Origin of the sequence: Sorangium sp. So ce281 (assembly GCF_051527395.1) — a bacterium.
Taxonomy (GTDB): Bacteria; Myxococcota_A; Polyangia; order Polyangiales; family Polyangiaceae; genus Sorangium; species Sorangium cellulosum_B.
This window is the reverse complement of record NZ_CP150322.1, coordinates 4,591,628-4,612,560: the sequence shown is the minus strand read 5'-3', so window position 1 is coordinate 4,612,560 and position 20,933 is coordinate 4,591,628. Positions and strand designations below refer to the sequence as shown.

The following is a 20,933-nucleotide window of genomic DNA, read 5'->3' as shown; positions in this document are numbered from 1 at the left end:
GCGGGCGTCGCCAGCGCTTTGAGCGGGCGGCGCCCCGGCCCTCTTCCGTCCTCCGCGAACCTTGCTAAGCGCGCGCCGCCGGCCGGAAACGGGCGAGCAAGGAAAGGGGCACCTCGGGCAGCGGCGGAGGCACGGGCTCGCCGAGCGCCAGGAGATTCAGCGTCTCCTCGGTGAAGTGCCCCGTGAACTGGCGCCGCCGCGCGGCCAGCCACGCTGCGACGGACGCGGCGCTCTCCTCGCGCGCCGCCTGGATGTCGGCGATCTCGTCGGCGTCGATCGGCGCCGTGGCGATGAAGTCCTGGACCGTCTTGAGGACCTCGTGGAACCGCGCGAGCTCGGTCTGGATGCCCTCGTCGACGAGCGCGGCCCACGTGGCCCGATACGAGGGGTCCGGGACCGCGCCGAGGTGCTCGATGCACCGGACGCACGCCTTGGCGCGCCACGTCCGGCTCGGGCGCTCGATGGGCGCGCCGAGGTAGTCCTCGAGCTCCTCGCGGTCGTCGGCGTCGGCCACCCTCGCGGCGGCCCAAAGCGCCCGCGGTTGCCACCGGCTCGCGAACCGGTCGAGCTCGGACACGAGCTCGGGCAGGTCGGGGTCGCGCGGGGGGCGCAGGGCGCGCCATCGACGCCACTCGCCGAACGAGCGCTCTCCCCTCACGACGCTCGCGCAGTAGACGCCTTCGGCGTGAATCTCCGGCGTGTACTCCGCGAGGAGCGCGCGCGTCTGGATCTCCGGAAGACGCACGACATAAAGGAACGCGCAGAGGCGCGTGAGCTGCTCGCGCGCCGACACGCTGAGCGCGGGCAATTCGAGATCGCAAAGCGGGGTGTTCGGCGCGGGCAAAGAGGGCATGATCCTGGGAAGATACATTGGACTCTCCCGGTCGCAACAGCGCGTCCGTGCTCGCCTCGCGCGTGGTTACGTTGGTTCCGCTCGTTCCGCTCATCAGCGGCGCAGCAGCGCCTCGCTCCCCGCCAGCGCGCCGCCCAGGGTCCCCCATCGCCCCGCGAGCTGCCGGCCCGCGATCGCATAGCTGACCACGCCGACCTGCTGGCTCGGCGACCAGCCCACGACGAGCTGATCGCCCGAGCGGATGCCCACCCCCTTCAGCGCGCCGGTGCTCAGCGCCCACGTGACGGCGTACGTCTCGCCCGTGGGCACGATGACGACCGTGCCCTTGCGAGCGCCGTCGACGATCCGGTAGCTGCCGACCAGCCCTTCAGGGCCCTCCAGCTCCTCGGAGATCACCTGGCCGGGCCGGTCCGTGGCGATCCACTGCCCGCGGAGGCGCCCGCCGTCGATGCGGTAGGCGGCCGCGCCGTAGGGGCCGCCGCTCGCCCATCCCACGGCGAGCGTCTGCCCCTGCACGAACGCGATCCCCTCGTAGCCCTCGCCCTTCGTGATGATCCAGGCGATGCGGTACGTATCGCCGCTCCGGGAGAGGAGGACGTTGCCCGAGTAGCTGCCCTGCCCGCCCGGGTTGCGCGACGATACGATGTCGTACGTGCCGGCGAGATCGGCCTCGCTGCTCGCCGCGGCGCTCGATGGCCTGGCCGGCGGCGTCGGCGCCCCGCCCGCGGGCGCATCGCCCCCGCCGTAGAGCGGCGCCGGCGGCGCGCCGTCGGCGGCGCGGTCCGCCGCGCGGAGCCGCTGGAAGGCCACGAAGCCGCCGACGATGAGCGCGGCGACGGCGATCAGCCCGCCGCCTGCGATCGCGAGCAGCAGGCCCCAGGGCGCCCTGCGCGGGGGCAGCGCCGGCACCGGGACGAGCGTGCCGCCGGCCATGCCGCCGACGTCGGTGCGGTAGACCCCCGGCTGGGTCGGCGCGGTGATCGGCCCGGAATGGCCGGAGTAAACCGGCGGTGTGGGCATGGAGGGCACGGCCGGCAGCGGCGCGGACCTGTGGGCGGCCGCGGCGAGCACGGGGTCGAGCGCCGCCATGGCCTGCGCCGCGTCGGCGAAGCGAGCGCGGACGTCGCGGGCCAGGCACCGGGCGAACCAGGCGTCGAAGCCGGGGGGGATCAGGTGCGCGCAGCCGAGCTGCGCGGCGCGGGCGGACGGCGGGTCCAGCGGGCCGAAGAGCACCTCGCGCATGAGCGACATGACCGAGGCGCTCTGCCCGCGGCTCGGCTCGACCCAGTAGACGCGCGCGGTGAGCAGGTAGAACGCGAGCAGCCCGAGCGCCCAGACATCCGACGCCGGGACGACCTGCGCGGCGAGCTCGGTCTGCTCGGGCGCCATCCAGAGCGGCGTCCCGACCGAGGCGGTGATCGACGTCGTCGCCCGCGCCTCGGCCACGATCTTCGCGACGCCGAAGTCGAGCACCTTCACCTTGAAGCGGACGTTCTGCTGCCGCGGCCGCGCGATGAAGATGTTCTCGGGCTTGAGATCGCGGTGGACGACGCCCGCGCGGTGCGCCGCGCCGAGCGCGTGGCACAGCTGCCCCATCAGCTCGCGCACCTCGTCGGGCGGCAGCGCGCCGCGCTGCGCCATCACGGCCGAAAGGTCGGCCCCGTCGAGCAGCTCCATCGCCAGCCAGGGCGTCTGCGTCGCGGGATCGACCCCCGCGGCGACGACCTCGACGACGTGATCGCTCTCGATCCGCGCCCCTACCCTCGCCTCCTGCTCGAAGCGCTCGCGGAAGCGCGGGTCCTGCGCGAGCTGCGCGTGCATCAGCTTCACCGCGCGCGGCTTGCCCGTCGAGAGCTGCTCGGCGACGAACACGGCGCCCATGCCCCCCTGGCTCAGGGGGCGGACGACGCGGAAATCGCCCCCGAGGACGGTGCCGGGGGCGAGCGGTGCGGCTGTCGTGGGGTCGACCATGGCGAACGGGAACCCTCCAGGCGACGTCGGGAGATGCGCGACGCGCTCCGGTAGCGTATCCAAAGACGCGCGATCCAGGGGCTCCGCAGAGCGCCTCGATCGGACCTGAACCGAGGCCGCCGGAGGAGCCAAGGGGGCGGGAGCCGGGCGCCCCGTTCACGAGAGCGCGACGCGGATCAGTTCTCGAATCGAACCTTGTCCATGTAGTAGGGACCGGAGCTTGGGGTCACGTCGAATCTGAACTTCACATCTGCCGCTCGCGGCAGTGAGCCCGACAACTACAGGCCACCGTTGCCATCGAGGCTCGCTCCGCAAGGAAACCGCAGTTGCGCCTCCGTCGCGAGCCCACCGTCTCCCGAGTGGCCGTTCTGCCTGCACGTTCCCGTGACGGTGGTCATGATCCCTTCCGGATCCACCTTCCGCACGCACCCCCCGCCCGCCTGGGCTGAAGGCAGGATCGTGCGTTGCTCGACGACGAGCGGTGACGGCCGGACACCGACGCCAGGGGCGGACGCGTCGATCGCGCTCCATGGACCACGGCGATCCGTGATATCCGATGTCGATGCGTCACCTCCTCCTTCCCTTGGCGCTGCTCTCCACCGGGGCGCTGGCCCTCCGCACGCTGAGGCAGAGGCTCTTGGCACAGCCCGATCGCTACCCGGAGCAGCGGCTCCGGGAGGAGCCAAAAGGCACCGAAGTGCAGATCGAGCGCCCCGACGGCACGCGCCTGCGCGCGATCTCCGCCGGTCAGGGACCGACCGTCGTGCTCGCGCACGGCTTCGGCGCGTCCGTGCTGGAGTGGAACATCGTATGGGATGGGCTCCTCGCGGCGGGCTACCGCGTGGTGTGCTTCGATCAGCGGGGCCACGAGAAATCGACGATCGGATCCGACGGTGTCAGCACGAGCTCGATGGCCGGGGATTACCTCGCGGTGCTCGAGCGCTTCGGAGTCGAAGATGGCTTCCTCATCGGTCATTCGATGGGTGGGTTTCTGGCGATCGCCGCGGTGCTGGAGCAGCCCGGCGTGGCCGCGCGGCTCCGCGGTCTCGTGCTGTTCGCCACCTTTGCCGGGCGCATCCTCCAAGGCGCCCCTCAGAACTGGCTTCAGATTCCGTTGCTCGAGCACCAGGTCCTCCAGAAGCTCATCGCCAGTGAGACTGCGGGGCTGCTGTTCGGCGCCTCGCTCGCCGGGGCTCGCCCCTCGCCTGCGGAGAGCCGCGTGTTCATGGACCTCTTTCGCCGGCAAGATCACCGGCAGCTCGTCCCTGTTCTACGCGCGCTCGGACAGGAGGATCGCTACGCGCGCCTGGGCGAGATCGACGTGCCCACCGTGGTCATCTGCGGCCGGCAGGACCGCACCACGCCGCCGTGGCACTCCACGCGCCTGGCCGCCGGCATTCCGGGCGCGCGCCTCGTCTGGGTGGACGGCGCGGGGCACCTGCTCAACTGGGAAGCGCCGGAGTCCTTGATCGAGGCCGTCGCCGAGCTGGCCTCGCGGCCGAAGCGGATCCCCTCCTAGAACAACGATCACGTTGATCAAGCGAAAAATGAACCGCCAAGACGCCAAAAAACAGAAAAATCTTGGCGTCTTTTGGCGTCTTGGCGGTTCGAAATTCTGTCCTTTTCAGGCAGTTTCAACCCGTTCGTCGCTCTAGGCGCCTCGGGAGGAGGCGATCAGGGCGTCAAGGGATCGATTGCCACCATGGCGAGCGTGGGGGTCGACCGTGGTCCGACGTTGCCACGTTCCATCATGACGAGGAGACGCCGCCGCCTGCTTCACCCGCCCGGCAAGCGCCGCCGCCGGGGTCGGGCCCCCGGCGGGGCGGGCGGCGCTCAGCCCCCGCCGCCCTCGATCCGCACCAGGATCTGGTCCGTCGCGCTCAGGCGGACGGGATAGGTCTTGAGCCCCTCCCCGCCGCTCAGGGCCTCTCCCGTCTCCAGGTTGAACTTCTGGGCGTGCAGCGGGCAGATGAGCGTGCAGCCGCCGAGCAGCCCGTCGACCAGCGGGCCGCCGCGGTGCGGGCAGCTCGCCTGCGTGGCGAACACGCGGCCATCCCGCGCGACGAACACCGCGATGCGCTCCGATCCGACCTCGAACGCGCGCCCCTCGCCCGGCGGGATCGCCGAGAGGGGGCCCAGGGTGATCTCCATCTCGCGCCCCCTCATTGCACGATCGGCAGGACCGATCGGAACTGGTTCGGCGTCGCCGGGGCGTACGCCTCTCTCCACGGATCGCGGTACGCCTCGACCGTCTTCCGCATCTCCTCGTCGAGGCGCGCCGCGATGCCCTCGCTGTCGTCCACGACCACCGCCCGGATCCTCTGGATGCCAATGCGCTCCACGAATCCGTACGTCCGCTCCAGGTACCTGGCGTTCTCGCGGTAATACTGGATGAAGCGGCCCATGAGCCGGAGCACGTCCTCGTGCGCGTCGACCACGCAGAGCACGTCGCCCTTGCGCACGTGGGCGCCGGCCGCGCCGCCCACGTAGATCTCCCACCTGCCGCCCTCCACCGCGACGGCCCCGACGTCCTTCACCATCGCCTCCGAGCAGTTGCGCGGGCAGCCCGCCGTCGCGAGCTTCAGCTTGGCCGGCGTGTCCATGCCGTGGAAGCGCTCTTCAATCTTCACCGCGAGCGCAATGCTGTCGCCGAGCCCATACCGGCAGAAGTCGCTCCCCACACAGCTCTTGCACGTGCGGTACGATTTGCCGTAAGCGAACCCAGAAGGCATGTCGAGGTCGCGCCACACGGCCGGCAGGTCCTCCTTCTTCACGCCGAGCAGGTCGATGCGCTGGCCGCCGGTGAGCTTCACGAGCGGCACGCGGTACTTGTCGACGACGTCCGCGATCCGCCGCAGCTGCGCGGCCGACGTGACGCCCCCCGCGATCTGCGGGATCACGCTGAAGGTGCCGTCCTTCTGGATGTTGGCGTGAACGCGGTCGTTGATGAAGCGGGCGTCACGCTCGTCGTCGTAGTCGTGGTGCCATACCGTGCGGAGCAGCGACGCGAGCCCCGGCTTGCTCCCCGGGTCCTCGTTCCCGCCGGCGAGCTCGCGGAACACGGCGGACACCGACCGCAGCCCGCGCTCGCGGATCGCCTGGACCAGCTCGGGCTTGCTCAGCGGGACGCCAGGCACGTAGTAGCTGGCCGCGGGGTCCTGCTCCGCCGCGCCCCCGCACGCCCACGCCACGACCTCCGAGACGAGCTGCTTGCAGGCGCCGCAGCCCATGCCCGCGCGCGTCGCGTCCATGACGGTCCGGAGGGTCCGCTTGCCGGCGCGCACACACGCGACGAGGCCCTCCTTGGTGACGCCGTTGCAGTTGCAAACCTGCATCCCTTGCGGCATCTCCTCGATCGTCGTTTGCGGCGAGGGCGCGCCGAGCTCGAACAGCAGCGACAGCCGCTCTTCCGGGAGCGGCGTGCTCTTGTCGAACGCCTGCATCAGGTACGCTGCCTTGCTGACGTCGCCAAGGAGGATGCCGCCGAGCAGCCTGCCGTCGCGGATGATGAGCTTCTTGTACGTGCCCTTCTTCGGCTCGAGGAACTGCACGATCTCGTCGCGGTCGTCGGCGGGCTCGGTGATGCCCATCGAGGCGAGCTGGATGCCCATGACCTTGAGCTTCGTGGAGACCTTCGAGCCGGCGTAGGAGGCCTTCTCGTTGCGCTTCGTGATGTGGTCGGCCAGCACCTTGCCCTGCTCCCAGAGCGGCGCCACGAGCCCGTAGACCTGCCCCCGGTGCTGCGCGCACTCGCCGACGGCGTAGATCCTCGGGTCGTCGGGCGAGCGCATGTGGTTGTCCACCACGATCCCGCGCTCGACGGTCAGGCCGGCGCGCAGGGCGATCTCCACGTTCGGCCGGATGCCCGCGGAGATCACCACGAGATCGCAGGCGAGCGCCTCGCCGTCGGCGAAGCGGAGCCCCGTCACGCGGTCCTCTCCGAGCACCTCCTTCGTGCTCTTGTTGAGGTGCACCGCCACGCCGAGCTGCTCGAGCGTCGTCCTCAGGATGCCGCCCGCCGTGGCGTCGAGCTGCTGCCCCATCAGGTGACCGCTGATGTGGACCACGTGGACGTCGAGGCCGAAGTTCTGCAGCCCGCGCGCGGCCTCGAGCCCGAGGAGCCCGCCGCCGATGACCGCGGCGCTCCGCTTGCCCCGCGCGTACTGGGCGATCTTGTGGCAGTCGTCCAGGCTGCGGAACACGAACACACCGGGCTTCTCCCTGCCGCCCTCCAGCCGCACCCCCTGGATCGGCGGGATGTACGGCGAGCTGCCCGTCGCGATGATGAGGTTGTCGTACGGCGCCACGACCCCGTGATCGCCGGTCACCTGGCGCGAGTGCCGGTGGATCGCCCGCGCGCGCACGCCCGCGTGGAGCTGGATGCCGTTCTCCCGGTACCAGGCCAGGGGGTTCAGGAAGATCTCGCTCGGGTCCTGGGAGCCGTTCAGCACCTCCGAGAGCAGGATGCGGTTGTAATTGCCATACGGCTCGTCGCCGAAGATGGTGATCTCGAACTGATCGGCCCCGCCCCGCGCGAGGATCTCCTCGACGGTGCGGACGCCGGCCATCCCGTTGCCGATCAACACGAGCTTTCGCTTCTTCTGCATGGCTCAGATCTCCGCCAGGCCGATGTCGATCGTCGCGAGCCCGCGCGCGCCTTCGGGCGCGCCCACGCACAGCTCGATCACGCTCTCCGGGTGGATGTCCTCGATGATCACGAGGGGCACGTGGATCGCCGCCTTGGCGCCGATCGGGAAATAGCGCATCGGGTGGCCGTCGCGCTTGAGGAGCAGGTAGATGAGCTCGGACGTGGAGTTGCCCGCGCGCAGGTAGATGAGCTGAGCGCGCTTGTCCCGCGGGACGGTGTACCCGACCGCCGGACGAAGGGGCACCGGCTGCTCCAGGCCCTGCCCCTCGAACGAGTAGACACCCTGTATGAACCTCGGTGTTTCCAATGTGGCCTCCCGGGCGGATCATCGGACCCTCGGACGGGCGAGCGCGCCGTACGCCGCCCGGCGCGCGCCGCGCTGGCGCCGCATGAAGGTCATACAGCGAGGACAGTTTCGAGGGTTCGTTGCCCGGCGGCGCGATCCCGTGTAGGTCGGGTTTCCAAGGTGTTTCGATCGTCACTGTCCTCTTCGCCCCGCCCGGCCGCCGCCGCGGAGCTCGTCGTCGTCGGGGCCGGCTCGGCGGGCGCCGTGATCGCGGCGCGCGTCACGGAGCGCGCGGATCGCGAGGTCCTGCTGCTCGAGGCGGGCCCGGACTACCCGGACCCGGAAGGCCTGCCCGCGGATCTGCGGGACGGCACCCGCAACTCGTGGCTCGCGCACGACTGGGGCTATCGCCACCGGCCGACGCCCGGGCAGATCATGTTCCTCTTCCCGCGCGGCAAGGTGGTCGGCGGCTCGTCGGCCGTGAACACGTGCATCGCGGTCCGCGGCCAGCCGTACGACTACGACGAGTGGGCGGCGCTCGGCCTGCCCGAGTGGGGCTTCGACGCCTGCCTGCCCTATTTCAAGCGCCTCGAGGACGATCTCGACTTCGGCGAGCCCTGGCACGGCAAGGGCGGCCCGGTGCCGATCCGCCGCGCCCGGCGCGAGGAGCTCGTGCCGTGGCAGGCGGCGTTCGTCGACGGGTGCAGGGCGCTCGGTTACCCCGAGTGCGCGGACACCAACGATCCGCGCGCGCCCGGCGGCGTCGGGGCGCACGCGATGAACAAGATCGACGGACAGCGGATGAGCGCGGCGCGCTGCTACCTGACCGCCGAGGTGCGCCGGCGCGAGAACCTGCGGCTCCGGCCGCGCACGACGGTGCGGCGGGTGCTCGTGCGGAACCGCCGGGTCGAGGGGGTCGAGATCGAGACCGACGGGCGCGTCGAGGTCGTCGCGACGCGGAAGGTGGTGCTGAGCGCCGGCGCGATCGCGACGCCCGGGATCCTCCTGCGCAGCGGGATCGGGCCGCGGGCCGAGCTCGCGCGCCTCGGGGTCGCGCTCGTGTCCGACGTGCCCGCCGTGGGGGCGCGGCTGCTCGATCATCCGGGCGCCGCCATCGGCCTGTGGCCGCGCCGCCGCGGCCTGATCGACGTCCTGCGCCAGCCGCTCGTCCAGACGATGCTCCGCTATACCTCGCGCGGGAGCCCGTACCCGAACGACGTGATGCTCCAGCCGGGCTCGTTCTTCCCGCTGCACCCGCGCCTCACGGTGCCGGCGTTCGCGATCGCGTGCTGCATCGGCAAGCCGCGCGGCGTCGGCCGCATCGAGCACGTGAGCGCCGACCCGCACGCGCGGCCCCGCATCGCCTCGAACATGCTCGTCGACCGGGACGATCGGTCGCGCGCCGTCGACGCGCTCACGCTCGCGTACGAGATCGCCCGCACCGCGCCGATGCGCGAGCTCGGCTGGTTCGTCTGGCCCACGGAGCGCACGCTGAGGCGGCGGGAGGCGCTGGAGCGGTGGATCACCCGGAGCTGCGGCTCGGGCTACCACCCGTGCGGGACGGCCCCGATGGGGCCCGAGGGGGACCTCGCGGCGGCGGTCGACGGGCGCGGGCGGGTCCGCGGCGTCGAGGGCCTGGTCGTCGCGGACGCGAGCATCATGCCGACCATCCCGAGCGTGAACACGAACCTGACAGCGCTGATGATCGGCGAGCGGTTCGGCGAGTGGCTCCGCGACGGCGCTGTGTAGCCGCCGCGCTCAAGGCGCCGTCGCGCAGCCGCGACCGCGGAAGACGACCAGACCATCGAGCTGGACGCCCACGACGTCAGGGCACCCGTTGCAGTCAAAATCGGTGATGCCGACGCCGAAGCCGTCGATGTTTTCGAAGGTGCCGGGGAATGGAGCCGCCTCGGCTTCGAACGTGCCCTCCGGCGTCTGGAGGAACGACCACATCTCGGCGGTGTTCCGGCTGACCGCGACGAGATCGCTCCGCCCATCGAGGTTCAGATCGGCGATCTGCAGGCCTCCTGAGACGAAATATTGGTGGTCATCGAGGGTGAGCAGCGGCTGCGGCGCAGTCAGGTGGCCGAGGTCGTCTTGCAGCAGGATCCAGACCCGCATCGGCCCGTCGGTGTACTCGTGCGTGACGGCGGCGACGTCCTGGCGTCCGTCGTTGTTCACGTCGCCCACCGCGACCGAGACGAACGAGACGCCTGAGCTCGGCGGCGTGGTCTCGAAGAAGACCTGCTGTCCGGTCGTGTCGAACCCGCTCTCGATGTCGTGCGGAAAGACGGCGATGCCCGCGCCCACGCCGGTCATCGCGATCACCGCGTCGGGGTGGCCGTCCCCGGTCACATCGCCGGTGACGATGCCGGACATGAACACGCCGGCAGGCAGCTCGTGGGCCAGCGCGAAGCCGCCGCCGCCGTCGCCCCGGTAGACGAGGATCTTGCTGTGATAGCCGAGCCCGACGATGTCGAGGATGCCATCCCCGTCATGGTCCACGGCGCTCGGGGAGAACGTGGTTGGCCCGGCGATCGTCCTCGGGGGCTCGAAGGCGCCGCCGCCCTGGTTGCGGAGGAAGGCGAGCCCTTCCTGCTGCGCGACGACGACGTCGAGCGCGCCGTCGCGGTCCGCGTCGAGCAGCAACGTGTCCTCGACCGAGTTGGCCGGCGTGGAAGGGGTGTAGATGACTGCGCCGTTCAGCTCCTGTACGCGCGGATGCGTCTGCACGTACATCGCTTCGCGATCCGTGCTCACGAAGTCGAAGCGCCTGTCCCCGTCGATGTCGCCCAGCGACAGCTGACCCATGACCACGCCCGAGGACTCCGCAGGATAGAGGAGGCCGGGCTTCAGGTAGTAGCCGCTGCCGTCGCTCGGCTCCTCGCCGGGGAACGGGCCCGCGCATCGATCGCCCGCGCCGCCGCCGGTCGGCCTCGGCACATCCGCGCCGCCGGTCGGCACATCCGCGCCGCCGCCGTTCGGCACATCGACGACGCGCTCGCCCGTCCCCGGCCGGGCAACGGGCCTGTCCGGCGAGGCGACGTCAGCCGCCTCTTCGTCGTGCGGCGGATCGACCGAGTCGTCGTGGGGAGATGGCTCGGGAAGGACAACCGAGCTCTCGCACCCCGAGCTGAATCCGATGAGCAAACAACAAGCTACCACCATGCGTCCGATGCTGTGTCGCGCACACCTCATAGATTACCTCCGCAAGACAAGTGAAACCCACGAACCTGAACGTCTCCAGGACACGCCCGTCCCCGCGCCCTCGGCGGCTCGGCGACTACGATGCAATGAACGGGCTGCGCATTCATCGGAGCAGGAAAATCGCAGCGCGTCATCAGGGGCGCGGCGGCACGTTCTTGCCCGCGCCGGTTCGCCCGTGAGCCGGCGCGGCGAGCCGGAGGCGCGCGGCGGCTCGATCGGGTCGGACAGGTCGGAACGTCATCGTCGGCTTCCCACGTGTGGATTGCGGGCTGACAAATCCATCATTTGTCGGCATTTCAGCAGAAAATTGAACGGGGAGACCGGGAGATTTTGGGGATTGTACTCCCCGTCGCCTCGCCTCTCCGTTCAATTCCCCCGAAAAATTCGAGAGCGCCGCGGATCCCCGGCCTGGCCGTGTCAGACGCTCCTCGTCTGCGGCGTCTTCCCGGGACGCGGGACTCGGTACCTCCTCTCCATGAAGGGGCATCGCCGCGGCGCCGAGGACTCCGAGGGGATCGCAGAAAATCGCTGTGCTCTCCTTGCCCTCTGTGCTCACTGCACCTCCCTGCCCCGGATCCCGGGCACTCGATCGACGGGGCGAAAGGCACCTCCTGGAGGAGGCCCGAGGCTTGCTCTCTCCACCGCAGGTGCGTCGATAGCACCGGGAGGGGCGCATGTGGACTTCGAAGACGGGGAGAACCAGCGGTAGGTCAACAAGCGGGAAAGGCGTCGTCCAGGGGCTCGCCGGGCTTCTCGGGATCGGCCTCTGTCTCGGCATCTCCAGCGCTTCCGCCGGCGACGCGACCCAGGCCATCTCGCCTCAGGCCCGGGCGCAGGGTCGTGCCGCGCCGCCGCGGCAGACCACGACCTTCACGCAGCGCGCCCCGCAGCGGGTCGCGACCGCCACCTACGTCGCGAACCCGCGGAGGGCGCGCTGGATCATCGGGGGCGCGTCGACCCTGGGCGGCTTCTGGGTCGCGTCGGCCGTCCGCGGCGCCGCGCTCTCCCTCGGGCAGCCGGAGGTGCGGATCCGGCTGGTGCCGCAGTGCTCCCAGGGCGCCTGCTTCGTCGTCCGGCGCTACGAACGCACCTCGGCGAACCCCGCCTCGCTGCTGATCCCCCTCGCGGGTCCGTGGATCCACCTCGGCACGGGGCGGCCGACGGCGGCCAGCGCGGTCGGGCTCTCCCTCCTCGGCGCCGGGCAAGCCGTCGGCCTGGGGATGCTGCTCGGCGGCATCGCCATGCCTTCGCAGGTGCGCGTGCCGCTGCAGCGCGGCCAGGTCCTCCAGGTGGGCGCAGCCCCGCTCGTCACCCCCGGCGGGCTCGGGCTCTCGATCAGCGGATCGATGTAGGCGCGCCCGTCACCGCGCGAGGCGCGAGGTTGAGGATCGCCCGCACCCGCAGCCGCTCCTCGGGCGTGAACGAGCCATCGAGCAGCGCCTCCTCCTCGGCGCGCCGCGCGTCGGGATCGGCCACCGTCGCCTCGATGTCCGCGCGCGCGCCGGCGAACGCGTCGAGGCGCTGCTGCCAGGCCGCCCGGTGCCGGTCCAGCTCCGCGAGCCGGTCCGCGGCCTCGGGGCCCACGGTCGCGACCCGGTGCGCGCGCAGCGCCTCGTCCGACGCGCCCGCGTCCCGGAGCGCCTGCTCCTCGGCCTGCTGCGCGAGCGGGCGCGTCGCCGCCTCCCGCGCCTCGCGGACGGCCTCCGGGAGCGCCGCCTCGACCTCCGCGATCCGCGCGTCGCGCTCCTCCGGCGAGAGGGCCTCGTCCGCGAGGATGCGGGACTCCTCGATCGCCGCCTCGATCTCCCGCTCCTCGTCGCCGAACAGCCGCGCCGCGGCCGCCTCGCCGAACCATGCGCGCCGGATCGCGCGCAGCGCGGCGAGGCGCGCCGCCGGATCGGCCTCCTGCTCGACGCGCGCCTCGCCGGCCGCCTCGCGGTAGCCGAGGTACCGGTCGAACAGCGCGATCGCCTGCTCCGCTCCGCGCCCCGCCGCCCGCTCCCGGATCGCCGCGACGACGCGGGCCCGGATCGCCGGCGCCGGCTCCTCGCCGGTGGCGCTCAGGAAGTAGTCGAACAGCCCGAGCAGCTCCGGGCCGACGACCAGATCGCCGCGCTCGTCGACGGTCACCGCGCCGTCGACGTCGGTGCCGCGGAGCGAAGGGGGCGCCGCGCTCGTCGGCGGGCGCGGCGCCGCAGGGGGCCGCGCTACCGACAGCGCCTGCCGGACGCGCGTGGGGGCCGGCGCAACCGACAGCGCGGGCAGCGCCTCCTTCCGAGCGGGGCGCGCGGCCCCGCTCGATCGGCTTGAGGGCGCCGCCGGCCGGGTCCGCTCCCCCGAGATGAGGCGGCCCGCGCCGATCGCCGCGACGAGCGCCATGGCCACGAAGAGAGCTGTCCTGCGACGACGCGCCACGAAGAGCCCTCCAGGAGGCTAGAGGCCGACGGCCTTCAGCCGGCTCGCATGCGACCGGAACACGGACTTCGGGTTCGGGCCAGACAGGTTGATAAACCCGAAGAGCTGATTGACCTCGTCGAGGTGGTTCATCGCATAGTCGTCGCGGAGCACCTCCCCGAAATGGGAGCTGCACCTGCCCACCATCCCGTCGTTCGACTCCGAATACAGCGTGGAGATGAGCTTGAGCGTCAGGTCGGTCGGATCGAGGACGCTCGTGACGACCGATGTCCCCGACCACGAGAAGAAGCGCACGCCGCCCTCCTCGGCGGGGCCCTGCCCGCACCGGCCGTCGGGCAGCCCGGCGGGGTAACGCGCGTTGAACTCGCGCATCCCGGCGGCGGACAGCGACCTGACGGCGGCGATCGCGTCCTGGGGCGCCGTGTGCCCGCTGAGCAGGCTGAGCACCGCGCCGAGGCCGTTGGCGAGGAACGAGAGCGCCCCCTCCGCGAACCCGCCCTCCCGCAGGTTCTCCTGGAGGAAACTGGCGAGCTCGGCCCCCTGATGCGGAGACCCGATGGTGGTCACCGAGGCAATGAGATCCGGCCGCACCGCGGCGACATACCGGGCGTCGAGCCCGCCATGGCTGTGCCCGACCAGGTTGACCTTGCCGCTCCCGGTGCGCGCGACGATGTCCTCGACCTGCGCGAGCAGCGCCTCCCCCCGCGCCTCGGTGCTGTCGAACTGGGGCACCTCGGTGGCATACACCTCCGCTCCGCCGGAGCGCAGCGCAGACGCGATCCCACCGAAGTAGTCGATCACCCCGAACATCGCCTTGAAGCCGGCCATCCCGTGACAGAGCACGATCGGATACCGCGTCTGAGCATAGCTCTTCATCGCCAGCGCGCCCTCGCCGACCTCGACGCGCTCGGCGTCCACCGGCTCGTCCATCGACGCGACGCATCCTTGCGAGAGCAGCACCACGACAGCTCCGGCCGTGTACCGCAATGCGTCAATCAACGTCCGGCGCCCGGCCCATCGTTTTCTCTCGACTCTCTCCCGATTTCGAGCGGGTGTGACGGCGGTGGGTCGTGCAGCGCGCGTGCTGGAGGAATGAGCTCGTCTGATCACCTGTCACCTCTGATAGAGTATTTGTTTAATTCGAATCAAGCAGAACTCACAGGCTCTCAGCGCCACAGTCACCTCGCGCATCCTGGACAATCGGAAGGCCGGTGTCCTCCCCTTCACGGGTCACGTCGGTCCGGGCGGCGCGACAGGACATCAGCGCGGGGGCGCCCAATGCCCATGTCGCGGGGAGGGCCGGGACACGCGGACGGGCGAGGCGGAGGGCGCGCGCCCTCGGGGCGGCTAGGTCGCCGTGGCGCCGCGGACGATGCGCGCGTTCTCGGGCACCGCGGTCAGGAACCGCTCGCGCCGCCGCGGGTCCGCGATCCGCCGCGCCCGCGCGAGCAGGAGCTCCCTGGCCTCCGAGAGCACCGCGGACGCCTCGCCGTGGGCGCCGGACGCCGCGAGCGCCTCGGCGTAGGCGAGCCGCACGAGCGACTCGCCTTCTTCCAGGGATCCGAGCGCCGCGAGCTCGCCGAACGCCGCCCGCGCCGCGCCGAGCGCCGCCGCGACCTCGCCCGCGGCGAGCAGCGCCCGCGCGCGCACCGCCACGGCGGCCGCGCGCAGCCGGGGGGCCACGTGCAGCGCCGCCTCGGCCGCGCGCGCCTCCCGCTCGGCGGTCGCGGCGTCGCCGGAGAGGAGCGCGATCTTCGCGAGGTAGGTCCGCGCCACGCCCTCCATGCGGAGGTCGCCCCGCTGCTGGAACGCCTCCACCGCGCGCCGCTCGACGAGCAGCGCCTCGTCGAGCTTGCCGAGCTGCCCGAGCGCGTGGCCGAGGTTGTGGAGCGCCACCGTCTCGAGCTCGCGCAGCCCCATGCGGTCGGCGGCCTCCAGGGCGGCGCGCAGGACGGACTCGGCCGCCCCGAGCTCGCCGAGCTCGGCGTAGATGAAGCCGAGGTTCGCGCCGATCACGCACGCGCTGCGCCTGTCCCCGGCCTGCTCGAAGGCCGCGAGCGCCGCCTCCAGGCCCTCGAGGCACGCCTCGGGATCGCCGCCGGCCGAGGCGCGGATCGCGCGGAGCTGCTGCGCCATCGCGACGAGCTCGGCGTCCGGCGGCGGAGGCGCGCGGAGGTCCTCGTCGATGCGCGCGAGCAGCGCGCCGGCCTCGGCGTAGCGGCCGCCGAAGACGAGCTGCGCGCCGCACTCGCAGAAGCACGCGATCCGGGCGCGGCGCAGCGCGGCGGCGCCGGAGGACAGCGCTGCGGGCGCGGCGGAGGCCGGCGCCGGGGGCGCGAAGGACGGCGGCCCCGCCTGCGCAACGGAGGGCGGCGCCGGGGGCACGCAGGGCGGCGGCGCCGCGGACGCGAACGTGGGAGGCGCAGCGGACGCGTAGGAGGGCGGCGCCGCCGACATCCCCTCGGCGACGGCGGCCCACCGCGCAACGCGGTCGACCGCGCCGAGCTTCCCGGCCGCGGCGGCGATCTGGGTGACCGCCCGGAACCACCCGGCGCAGCCGGCGGGGAGCAGCTCGGCCGCGGACGCGCCCAGCTCCTCGGCCGCCGCGAGGTCGCCCGTCCAGACGTTGACCTCGGCCGCGACCAGCCGGAGCGCGCCGAGATCCTCGCCCTCGGCGCCGCACGCCTCGCCGCACGCGGCGCGCTCGAGCGCGGCGCGCAGGTCGTTCGCCTCGAGCGACTGCTCGGCCGCGCGGCGGTACCAGCGCACCGCGCGGCCGGGCTCTCCGCCGCGGCGGAAGTGCTCGGCCACGCCCCGCGGATCGGCGGAGGCGCTCCGCTCGAGCCACGCGCCCGCGAGCCGGTGGCCGAGGGCGCGGTCGCGCTCGGTCAGCATGGCGTACGCGGCCTCGCGGACGAGCGTGTGGCGGAAGACGTAGTCGGCGGCGTCGGCGAGGCCCGCCGACGCCGAGGCCGGCGCGACGAGCTCGCGGTCGGCGAGCGCCGTCAGCCAGGCCTCCACGTCGGCGAGGCGCTCCTCGCCGCCGAGCAGCGCCGCGACGCCGCGCTTCGAGAAGCGATCGCCGAAGATGCTGGCCGCCCGGAGCACGCGCTTGCCCTCGTTGCCCTCGGCGTCGAGCCGCGCCTCCACCGTGCCGAGCACGGAGTCGGGCAGGAGCTCCTCCTTGCCGCTCGCGACCGCGCGGATGAGCTCTTCCAGGTAGAACGGGTTGCCGCCGGCGCGCTCGACGAGGCGCGCGACCACGCCCTCGGGCACAGGCTCGCCGAGCGCGGCGCGCACGAGCTCCGCGCTCGCGCGGCGCGGCAGCGGTCCGAGCTTGATCGTCTGCACCTCGCGCTCGGCCCACAGGCTCGGGAACAGCCGGTGGACGTCCGGGCGCGCGAGCGCGAGCAGGATGAGCGGGAGCTCGCGGAGGTTCCGCAGCGTCGCGTCGAGCAGGCGCACGGTGGCGGCGTCGCCCCAGTGGAGGTCCTCGAGCGCGAGGAGCACGGGGCGCGCGGCGCACTCGGCGGCGAGCCAGTCCTCCCAGGCGGCCCCCACGCCGTCGCTCATCCCGGTGGCGCTCTGGCGCGCCGCCCGCACCATGCGGGCGTGCTCCGGCGACGGCGCGCCGCAGATCTCGCCGAGGAACGCCGCCGCGCGATCGAGCGCAGGGCCGCCCAGGTGACGTCCGAGCCGCTGCTTCAGCTTGCGCTGCCGCGCCCACGCCGGGTCGCGCGCGCGGAGGCCGGCGGCCCGGCAGAGCACGTCCGCGATCATGCCGAACGGCGAGCCGGGAGAGCCCGAGTCGGCGCGGCCCCAGAGGATCTCGATCGGCTCGTCCCGCTGCCTCAAGGCGGCGAAGAGCTCCAGGCGGAGCCGGGACTTGCCGGCGCCGGGCGGCCCGAGGACGAGCACCGCGCTCGCGAGCGACTCGGAGATGCAGCCGGCGAGCACGCCGTGGAGCATCGAGAGCTCGCGGGCGCGGCCGACGCACGGGGTGCGCTTCCCCAGCAAGGCGGGGGCGATCTCGTCCACGGCGCGCTCGCCGTAAAGGAAGAGCGGCCCGCCCGGCGCCGAGGGCGCGGCGTGCGCGACGATGAAGCGCGGGCCGAGCATGTCGGCGGTCGCGCCGTCGATGCGCACCGCGCGCACCTCGCGTTCATCGAGCGCCGCGCGGAGCTCGGCGAGGCCGCGGTCGATCACGTCGCCCTCGGCGAGGCCCGCGGAGAAGACGCCCCGCCCCGTGATGACGCAGAGCGGTGCGGCCGGGAGCTCGGTGCGGAGGGCGAGCGCGCACTGGGCGGCGCGCTCGGCGCGATCCACGGCGCTGCCGGGGCCGGACATCATGACGATCTCCACGCCCGGGACGAGCTGCGTGAGCCTGCCGCCGTGGAGCTCGACGAGCGAGCGGATCTCCGCGGCCCGCGCGCTCGACGTGGACGGCTGCGACCTGCTCGATCCGGGCGGCAGCTGCGACCTGCGCGAGGCGGGCGGCTGCGACCTGCCCGATCCGGGCGGCGGCTCGCCAGGGGCCTCCTGGGGGGCCTGCGGGGCGGGCTGCGGCGCCCGGGCTGCGCCGTGGCCGGGCTCGCCGAGGAAGACGAGGCTCACGACGCGCTGCTCGCCCAGGGTGAGCGCGGCGCGGTCGCGCGGGGCGAGGCCGTGGGCCGGGGCGTCGGGCGCCGCGCCGCCCGCGAGCGTCGGCGCGTCGGGCGGCGCGGTCCACCCGCCCCGCATCGCGGCGATCCGGTCGAGCTCGGCCGCGACCTCGGCGCCGTCGCGCGGGCGGTCGCCGGGCTGCCTGGAGAGCATGCGCGCGACGAGCTCGTCGAGCGGCGCCGGCGCGTCCGCGCGCACGTCGCGGAGGCGGGGCGGGCTCATCAGCAGCACCCTGCTGAGCGCGGCCATGGGGCTCGCGCTCGCGAAGGCAGGCTGGCCGGCGAGGCACTCGAAGAGGACGCACCCGAGGGAGAACACGTCGCCGCGCGGGTCGGGCACGCTGTGCGCCTCGACCTGCTCCGGGGCCATGTACCCCGGCGTGCCGAGGACGCCGCCGGTGACGGTGACGCGCCCCGCGTCGCTGCTGGGCCGCGCGATGCCGAAGTCGACGAGCTTGACCCGCCCGGCGTCCCCCCCCGGGAGGAAGAGGTTGCTCGGCTTGATGTCGCGGTGGACGATGCCGCGCGCGTGCGCGAACGCGAGGGCGTCGGCGGCCCGGCGCACGAGCAGGAGCCCCTCGCTCGCCGGCAGGACGCGGCGCGCGAGGCGCGCGGCGAGGTCCTCGCCGTCGAGCCACTCCATGGCGAGGTAGCGATCGCCTTCCGGGGTGCCGCCGTGCGCGACGTAGCGCACGATCCCCGGGTGGACGAGCGCGGCGAGGAGGGCGGCCTCCCGCTCGAACCGCTCGATCTGGATCTCGTTCCTCAGCCGGACGATCTTGAGGGCGACCGCCGCGCCGCCGAGGCGGTCGTACGCCTTGTAGACGGTGCCCATCCCTCCGGAGGCGGCCTCGCCCTCGACGACGAAGCGCCCCGCGATGATCTCCGCGTGGCCCACGTCAGCGCAGGAACACGGTGATCGAGCCGGGGTTCGGCGTCCTCTCGACGGTGAGCTTGCCCGAGCTGCCGCGGACCTTGCCGCGGCAGTTCGGGAAGCTTCCGTCGCTGTCCGGCCTGTCGCACAGGCTCTCGCACGAGCCGGCGACCTGGATCGCGCACGTCTCGAGCGAGGGCCCGCAGGCGCGCGCGAGCGACGACGGCTCGGGGGGGAGGCACGCGTGGTAGCGGCGCTGCGGCGCGAAGATGTTGCCGTAGTAGGTGGCCTCGCGCCTCGGATAGGCCGCGCGCTCGACCTTGTCGGCCTGGAGCTCCTCGCGATCTCCGCGGACGGAGATGCTCACCTTGTGCCCGAGGTAATTGACGCGGGCGAGGACGCAGCCGCTGACCCAGGACCGGCACGCTTCGTCGCAGGCGCCGCCCTCCTCGCCCCAGCTCGCCGCGAGGCCGAGCTCCCCTGGGAAAGAGTGCTCGTCGCCGTTCACGGCGACGGTGAAGCCTTCACCCGCGGGCAGCGCGCAGCCCGCGACGTACTTCAGCAGGGTGCGCGCAGCCGGGTCGCGGAGCGCCTCGGCCGTGAGCGGGTGGCCCGAGAGCGCCTCGGCCGTGAGCGCGTTCGACGTCAGCGCCTTCGACGCCAGCGCGTTCGACGTGAGCGCGTTCGACGTGAGCGCGTTCGACGTGAGCGCGTTCGCCGTCTGGGCGGCCTGGGACGCGGCGTCCCCGGCGTCCTCGGCCGGAGCGTCCGGATCGAGCGCCACCGCGCACGCGCTCGCGAAGAGCGCCGCGATGGCCAGGAGGAGTGCAGCTAGCTTCGGCGAATGCTCCATGGATAACACCCCCCTGGGATGCCCATGAGCGCATGGCCCACGAGCTCCCGAAACGACCGGCGCCGAGGCGCGGGCCAAGGGGTACGCGCATCGAACACCGGCGCGTGATCTTGTTCAGATGCACGAGCCGCGAAGAAGCCCACGAGTCGGAGCGGCCGATGGGGCCATCTCCGCTACAGAGACAAATGGAAAGATGTCACTGATACTCCGCCGGGCAAAGACCGACGCGCACGCAATGGTCTCTTTTTTTGTGTCGCGGCGCGATCGCTCTGTTGGCGTTGTTGCGGCGCTGTCGGCGCGAGACTCCTGCTCTGTCCAAGGCATCATGGACAGCGATGCTGGCACCGCGGACGGAGGCGTGATGGGGTGCGGTCGAAGTGCAATGGTGGCGACACGATGGCATGTCACCGACAGCCAACCTCCTCGCCGGGACGCGCCCGGAGAGGCGCTCGGCGGGCTCGATCCATCCGAGCGGGCGACGGCCTGGGCCTGCGCCTTCCAGGCCCCGCCGTCGACTCCCTGAGCTCCCCCGGCGAGCCCGCTGGCCGCCGGGGCAGCCGGCAGGGAGGCGCCGAGGTCGTCCGAGCCGGCCGGTGCGTTGCGCCCCCCGGCCGTCCGCAGCGGTCGCGCGACGGAGGGCGGGGGCGTTGGCGTTGGGGCGAAGGACGGCGGCTGGACGGGCTGCTCGGCGCGGTGCATCGGCGCCCTTGACGTCGCTGCGTGCTGATCATTACATGCCCCGGACCATGAAGGGCCATGCGCGCAATCTGATGACCGAGCGCGTTATCGCTTTGGAGCAGGGCACGCCGGTCATCGACATGTTGCAGCTGTTCGCCAACCATCACCTGAGCGGCGCGCCGGTCATCGACGAGGGGCACCACATCGTCGGGTTCGTCAGCGAGACGGATCTCCTGGGCGTGCTCCTGCGCAAGGAGTCCGCGGGCATGACGGCTGCAGACGTGATGAGCACCCCGCCCATCTGCGTGGACGAGTTCATGCCCACGGACGAGGTGATGACCCTGCTGCGCGCGAACCGGATCCACCATCTGCCGGTGGTGCGCGAGGGGCGCCTCGTCGGCATCATCACGCCGCAGGACATCCTGCGCTATTTCGTGGAGTCCGTGATGCCGCTCCCGCCCAGCTCCGCCTGACCTATCCAGTTTCC

Annotated in this window: 14 protein-coding genes; 4 read left to right on the top strand and 10 right to left on the bottom strand. The window is 72.6% G+C overall.

The window, feature by feature from the left end; genetic code table 11:
• Window positions 1–64: 64 nt before the first annotated feature.
• Together WMF27_RS17415 and WMF27_RS17410 are read right to left on the bottom strand one after the other, a co-directional pair.
• Window positions 65–853 (bottom strand): hypothetical protein, encoded by a 789-nt coding sequence (locus WMF27_RS17415; protein WP_437767753.1) that lies wholly within the window; start codon window positions 851–853, stop codon window positions 65–67.
• Window positions 854–946: 93 nt separating this feature from the next.
• On the bottom strand, window positions 947–2,824 hold the full coding sequence (locus WMF27_RS17410; RefSeq protein ID WP_437767754.1) for a serine/threonine protein kinase: 1,878 nt from the start codon (window positions 2,822–2,824) through the stop codon (window positions 947–949).
• Window positions 2,825–3,386: 562 nt separating this feature from the next.
• Between WMF27_RS17410 and WMF27_RS17405 the strand changes: the two genes are divergently transcribed.
• Window positions 3,387–4,343 carry an alpha/beta fold hydrolase gene (locus WMF27_RS17405; protein ID WP_437767755.1) on the top strand — a complete coding sequence of 319 codons (957 nt, stop codon included), beginning with the start codon at window positions 3,387–3,389 and terminating at the stop codon, window positions 4,341–4,343.
• A gap of 314 nt (window positions 4,344–4,657) precedes the next feature.
• Here WMF27_RS17405 and WMF27_RS17400 read toward each other — a convergent pair whose 3' ends face one another.
• From WMF27_RS17400 to WMF27_RS17390, 3 genes are read right to left on the bottom strand one after another with little or no spacing between them, the layout of a single operon-like run.
• Entirely contained in the window at window positions 4,658–4,975 is a 318-nt protein-coding gene (locus tag WMF27_RS17400; RefSeq protein ID WP_437767756.1) for a Rieske (2Fe-2S) protein, read from the bottom strand.
• Between the two features lie 11 nt (window positions 4,976–4,986).
• Window positions 4,987–7,431, bottom strand: a complete 2,445-nt coding sequence (nirB, locus tag WMF27_RS17395; RefSeq protein WP_437767757.1) for a nitrite reductase large subunit NirB — start codon at window positions 7,429–7,431, stop codon at window positions 4,987–4,989.
• 3 nt (window positions 7,432–7,434) lie between these two features.
• Window positions 7,435–7,779: a molybdopterin oxidoreductase gene (locus WMF27_RS17390; RefSeq protein WP_437767758.1), complete on the bottom strand. Its 345-nt coding sequence runs from the start codon at window positions 7,777–7,779 to the stop codon at window positions 7,435–7,437.
• Window positions 7,780–7,938: 159 nt separating this feature from the next.
• Between WMF27_RS17390 and WMF27_RS17385 the strand changes: the two genes are divergently transcribed.
• A complete protein-coding gene (locus WMF27_RS17385; RefSeq protein ID WP_437767759.1) occupies window positions 7,939–9,507 on the top strand; it encodes a GMC family oxidoreductase in 1,569 nt (522 codons plus the stop codon).
• A 9-nt stretch (window positions 9,508–9,516) separates the two neighbouring features.
• On the opposite strand, the gene WMF27_RS17380 is transcribed toward WMF27_RS17385, so the two are convergent.
• Window positions 9,517–10,908 carry an FG-GAP repeat domain-containing protein gene (locus tag WMF27_RS17380; RefSeq protein WP_437944302.1) on the bottom strand — a complete coding sequence of 464 codons (1,392 nt, stop codon included), beginning with the start codon at window positions 10,906–10,908 and terminating at the stop codon, window positions 9,517–9,519.
• A 731-nt stretch (window positions 10,909–11,639) separates the two neighbouring features.
• On the opposite strand from WMF27_RS17380, the gene WMF27_RS17375 reads away from it, so the two are divergent.
• The gene (locus tag WMF27_RS17375; RefSeq protein WP_437767761.1) at window positions 11,640–12,317 is read left to right on the top strand and encodes a hypothetical protein; all 678 of its coding nucleotides are present in this window, start codon (window positions 11,640–11,642) and stop codon (window positions 12,315–12,317) included.
• Here the strand turns inward: WMF27_RS17375 and WMF27_RS17370 are convergent.
• From WMF27_RS17370 to WMF27_RS17355, 4 genes are all read right to left on the bottom strand, one after another.
• Complete coding sequence (locus WMF27_RS17370) at window positions 12,301–13,380, bottom strand: lipase secretion chaperone (RefSeq protein ID WP_437944301.1); 1,080 nt, start codon at window positions 13,378–13,380, stop codon at window positions 12,301–12,303. The genes WMF27_RS17375 and WMF27_RS17370 overlap by 17 nt on opposite strands.
• Before the next feature lie 18 nt (window positions 13,381–13,398).
• Window positions 13,399–14,310 (bottom strand): esterase/lipase family protein, encoded by a 912-nt coding sequence (locus tag WMF27_RS17365; protein ID WP_437767763.1) that lies wholly within the window; start codon window positions 14,308–14,310, stop codon window positions 13,399–13,401.
• Window positions 14,311–14,727: 417 nt separating this feature from the next.
• The gene (locus tag WMF27_RS17360; protein ID WP_437767764.1) at window positions 14,728–18,939 is read right to left on the bottom strand and encodes a serine/threonine-protein kinase; all 4,212 of its coding nucleotides are present in this window, start codon (window positions 18,937–18,939) and stop codon (window positions 14,728–14,730) included.
• A gap of 1 nt (window position 18,940) precedes the next feature.
• Entirely contained in the window at window positions 18,941–19,768 is an 828-nt protein-coding gene (locus WMF27_RS17355) for a hypothetical protein (RefSeq protein ID WP_437767765.1), read from the bottom strand.
• A 770-nt stretch (window positions 19,769–20,538) separates the two neighbouring features.
• Here WMF27_RS17355 and WMF27_RS17350 point away from each other — a divergent pair.
• The gene (locus tag WMF27_RS17350) at window positions 20,539–20,919 is read left to right on the top strand and encodes a CBS domain-containing protein (RefSeq protein WP_437767766.1); all 381 of its coding nucleotides are present in this window, start codon (window positions 20,539–20,541) and stop codon (window positions 20,917–20,919) included.
• Window positions 20,920–20,933: the final 14 nt, after the last annotated feature.

Bases quoted from the DNA above. Each gene is read 5' to 3' on its own strand.
- WMF27_RS17415 (WP_437767753.1), bottom strand. From the start codon at position 853: ATGCCCTCTTTGCCCGCGCCGAACACCCCGCTTTGCGATCTCGAATTG.
- WMF27_RS17410 (WP_437767754.1), bottom strand. From the start codon at position 2,824: ATGGTCGACCCCACGACAGCCGCACCGCTCGCCCCCGGCACCGTCCTC.
- WMF27_RS17405 (WP_437767755.1), top strand. From the start codon at position 3,387: ATGCGTCACCTCCTCCTTCCCTTGGCGCTGCTCTCCACCGGGGCGCTG.
- WMF27_RS17400 (WP_437767756.1), bottom strand. From the start codon at position 4,975: ATGGAGATCACCCTGGGCCCCCTCTCGGCGATCCCGCCGGGCGAGGGG.
- nirB (WP_437767757.1), bottom strand. From the start codon at position 7,431: ATGCAGAAGAAGCGAAAGCTCGTGTTGATCGGCAACGGGATGGCCGGC.
- WMF27_RS17375 (WP_437767761.1), top strand. From the start codon at position 11,640: ATGTGGACTTCGAAGACGGGGAGAACCAGCGGTAGGTCAACAAGCGGG.
- WMF27_RS17365 (WP_437767763.1), bottom strand. From the start codon at position 14,310: ATGGACGAGCCGGTGGACGCCGAGCGCGTCGAGGTCGGCGAGGGCGCG.
- WMF27_RS17355 (WP_437767765.1), bottom strand. From the start codon at position 19,768: ATGGAGCATTCGCCGAAGCTAGCTGCACTCCTCCTGGCCATCGCGGCG.
- WMF27_RS17350 (WP_437767766.1), top strand. From the start codon at position 20,539: ATGACCGAGCGCGTTATCGCTTTGGAGCAGGGCACGCCGGTCATCGAC.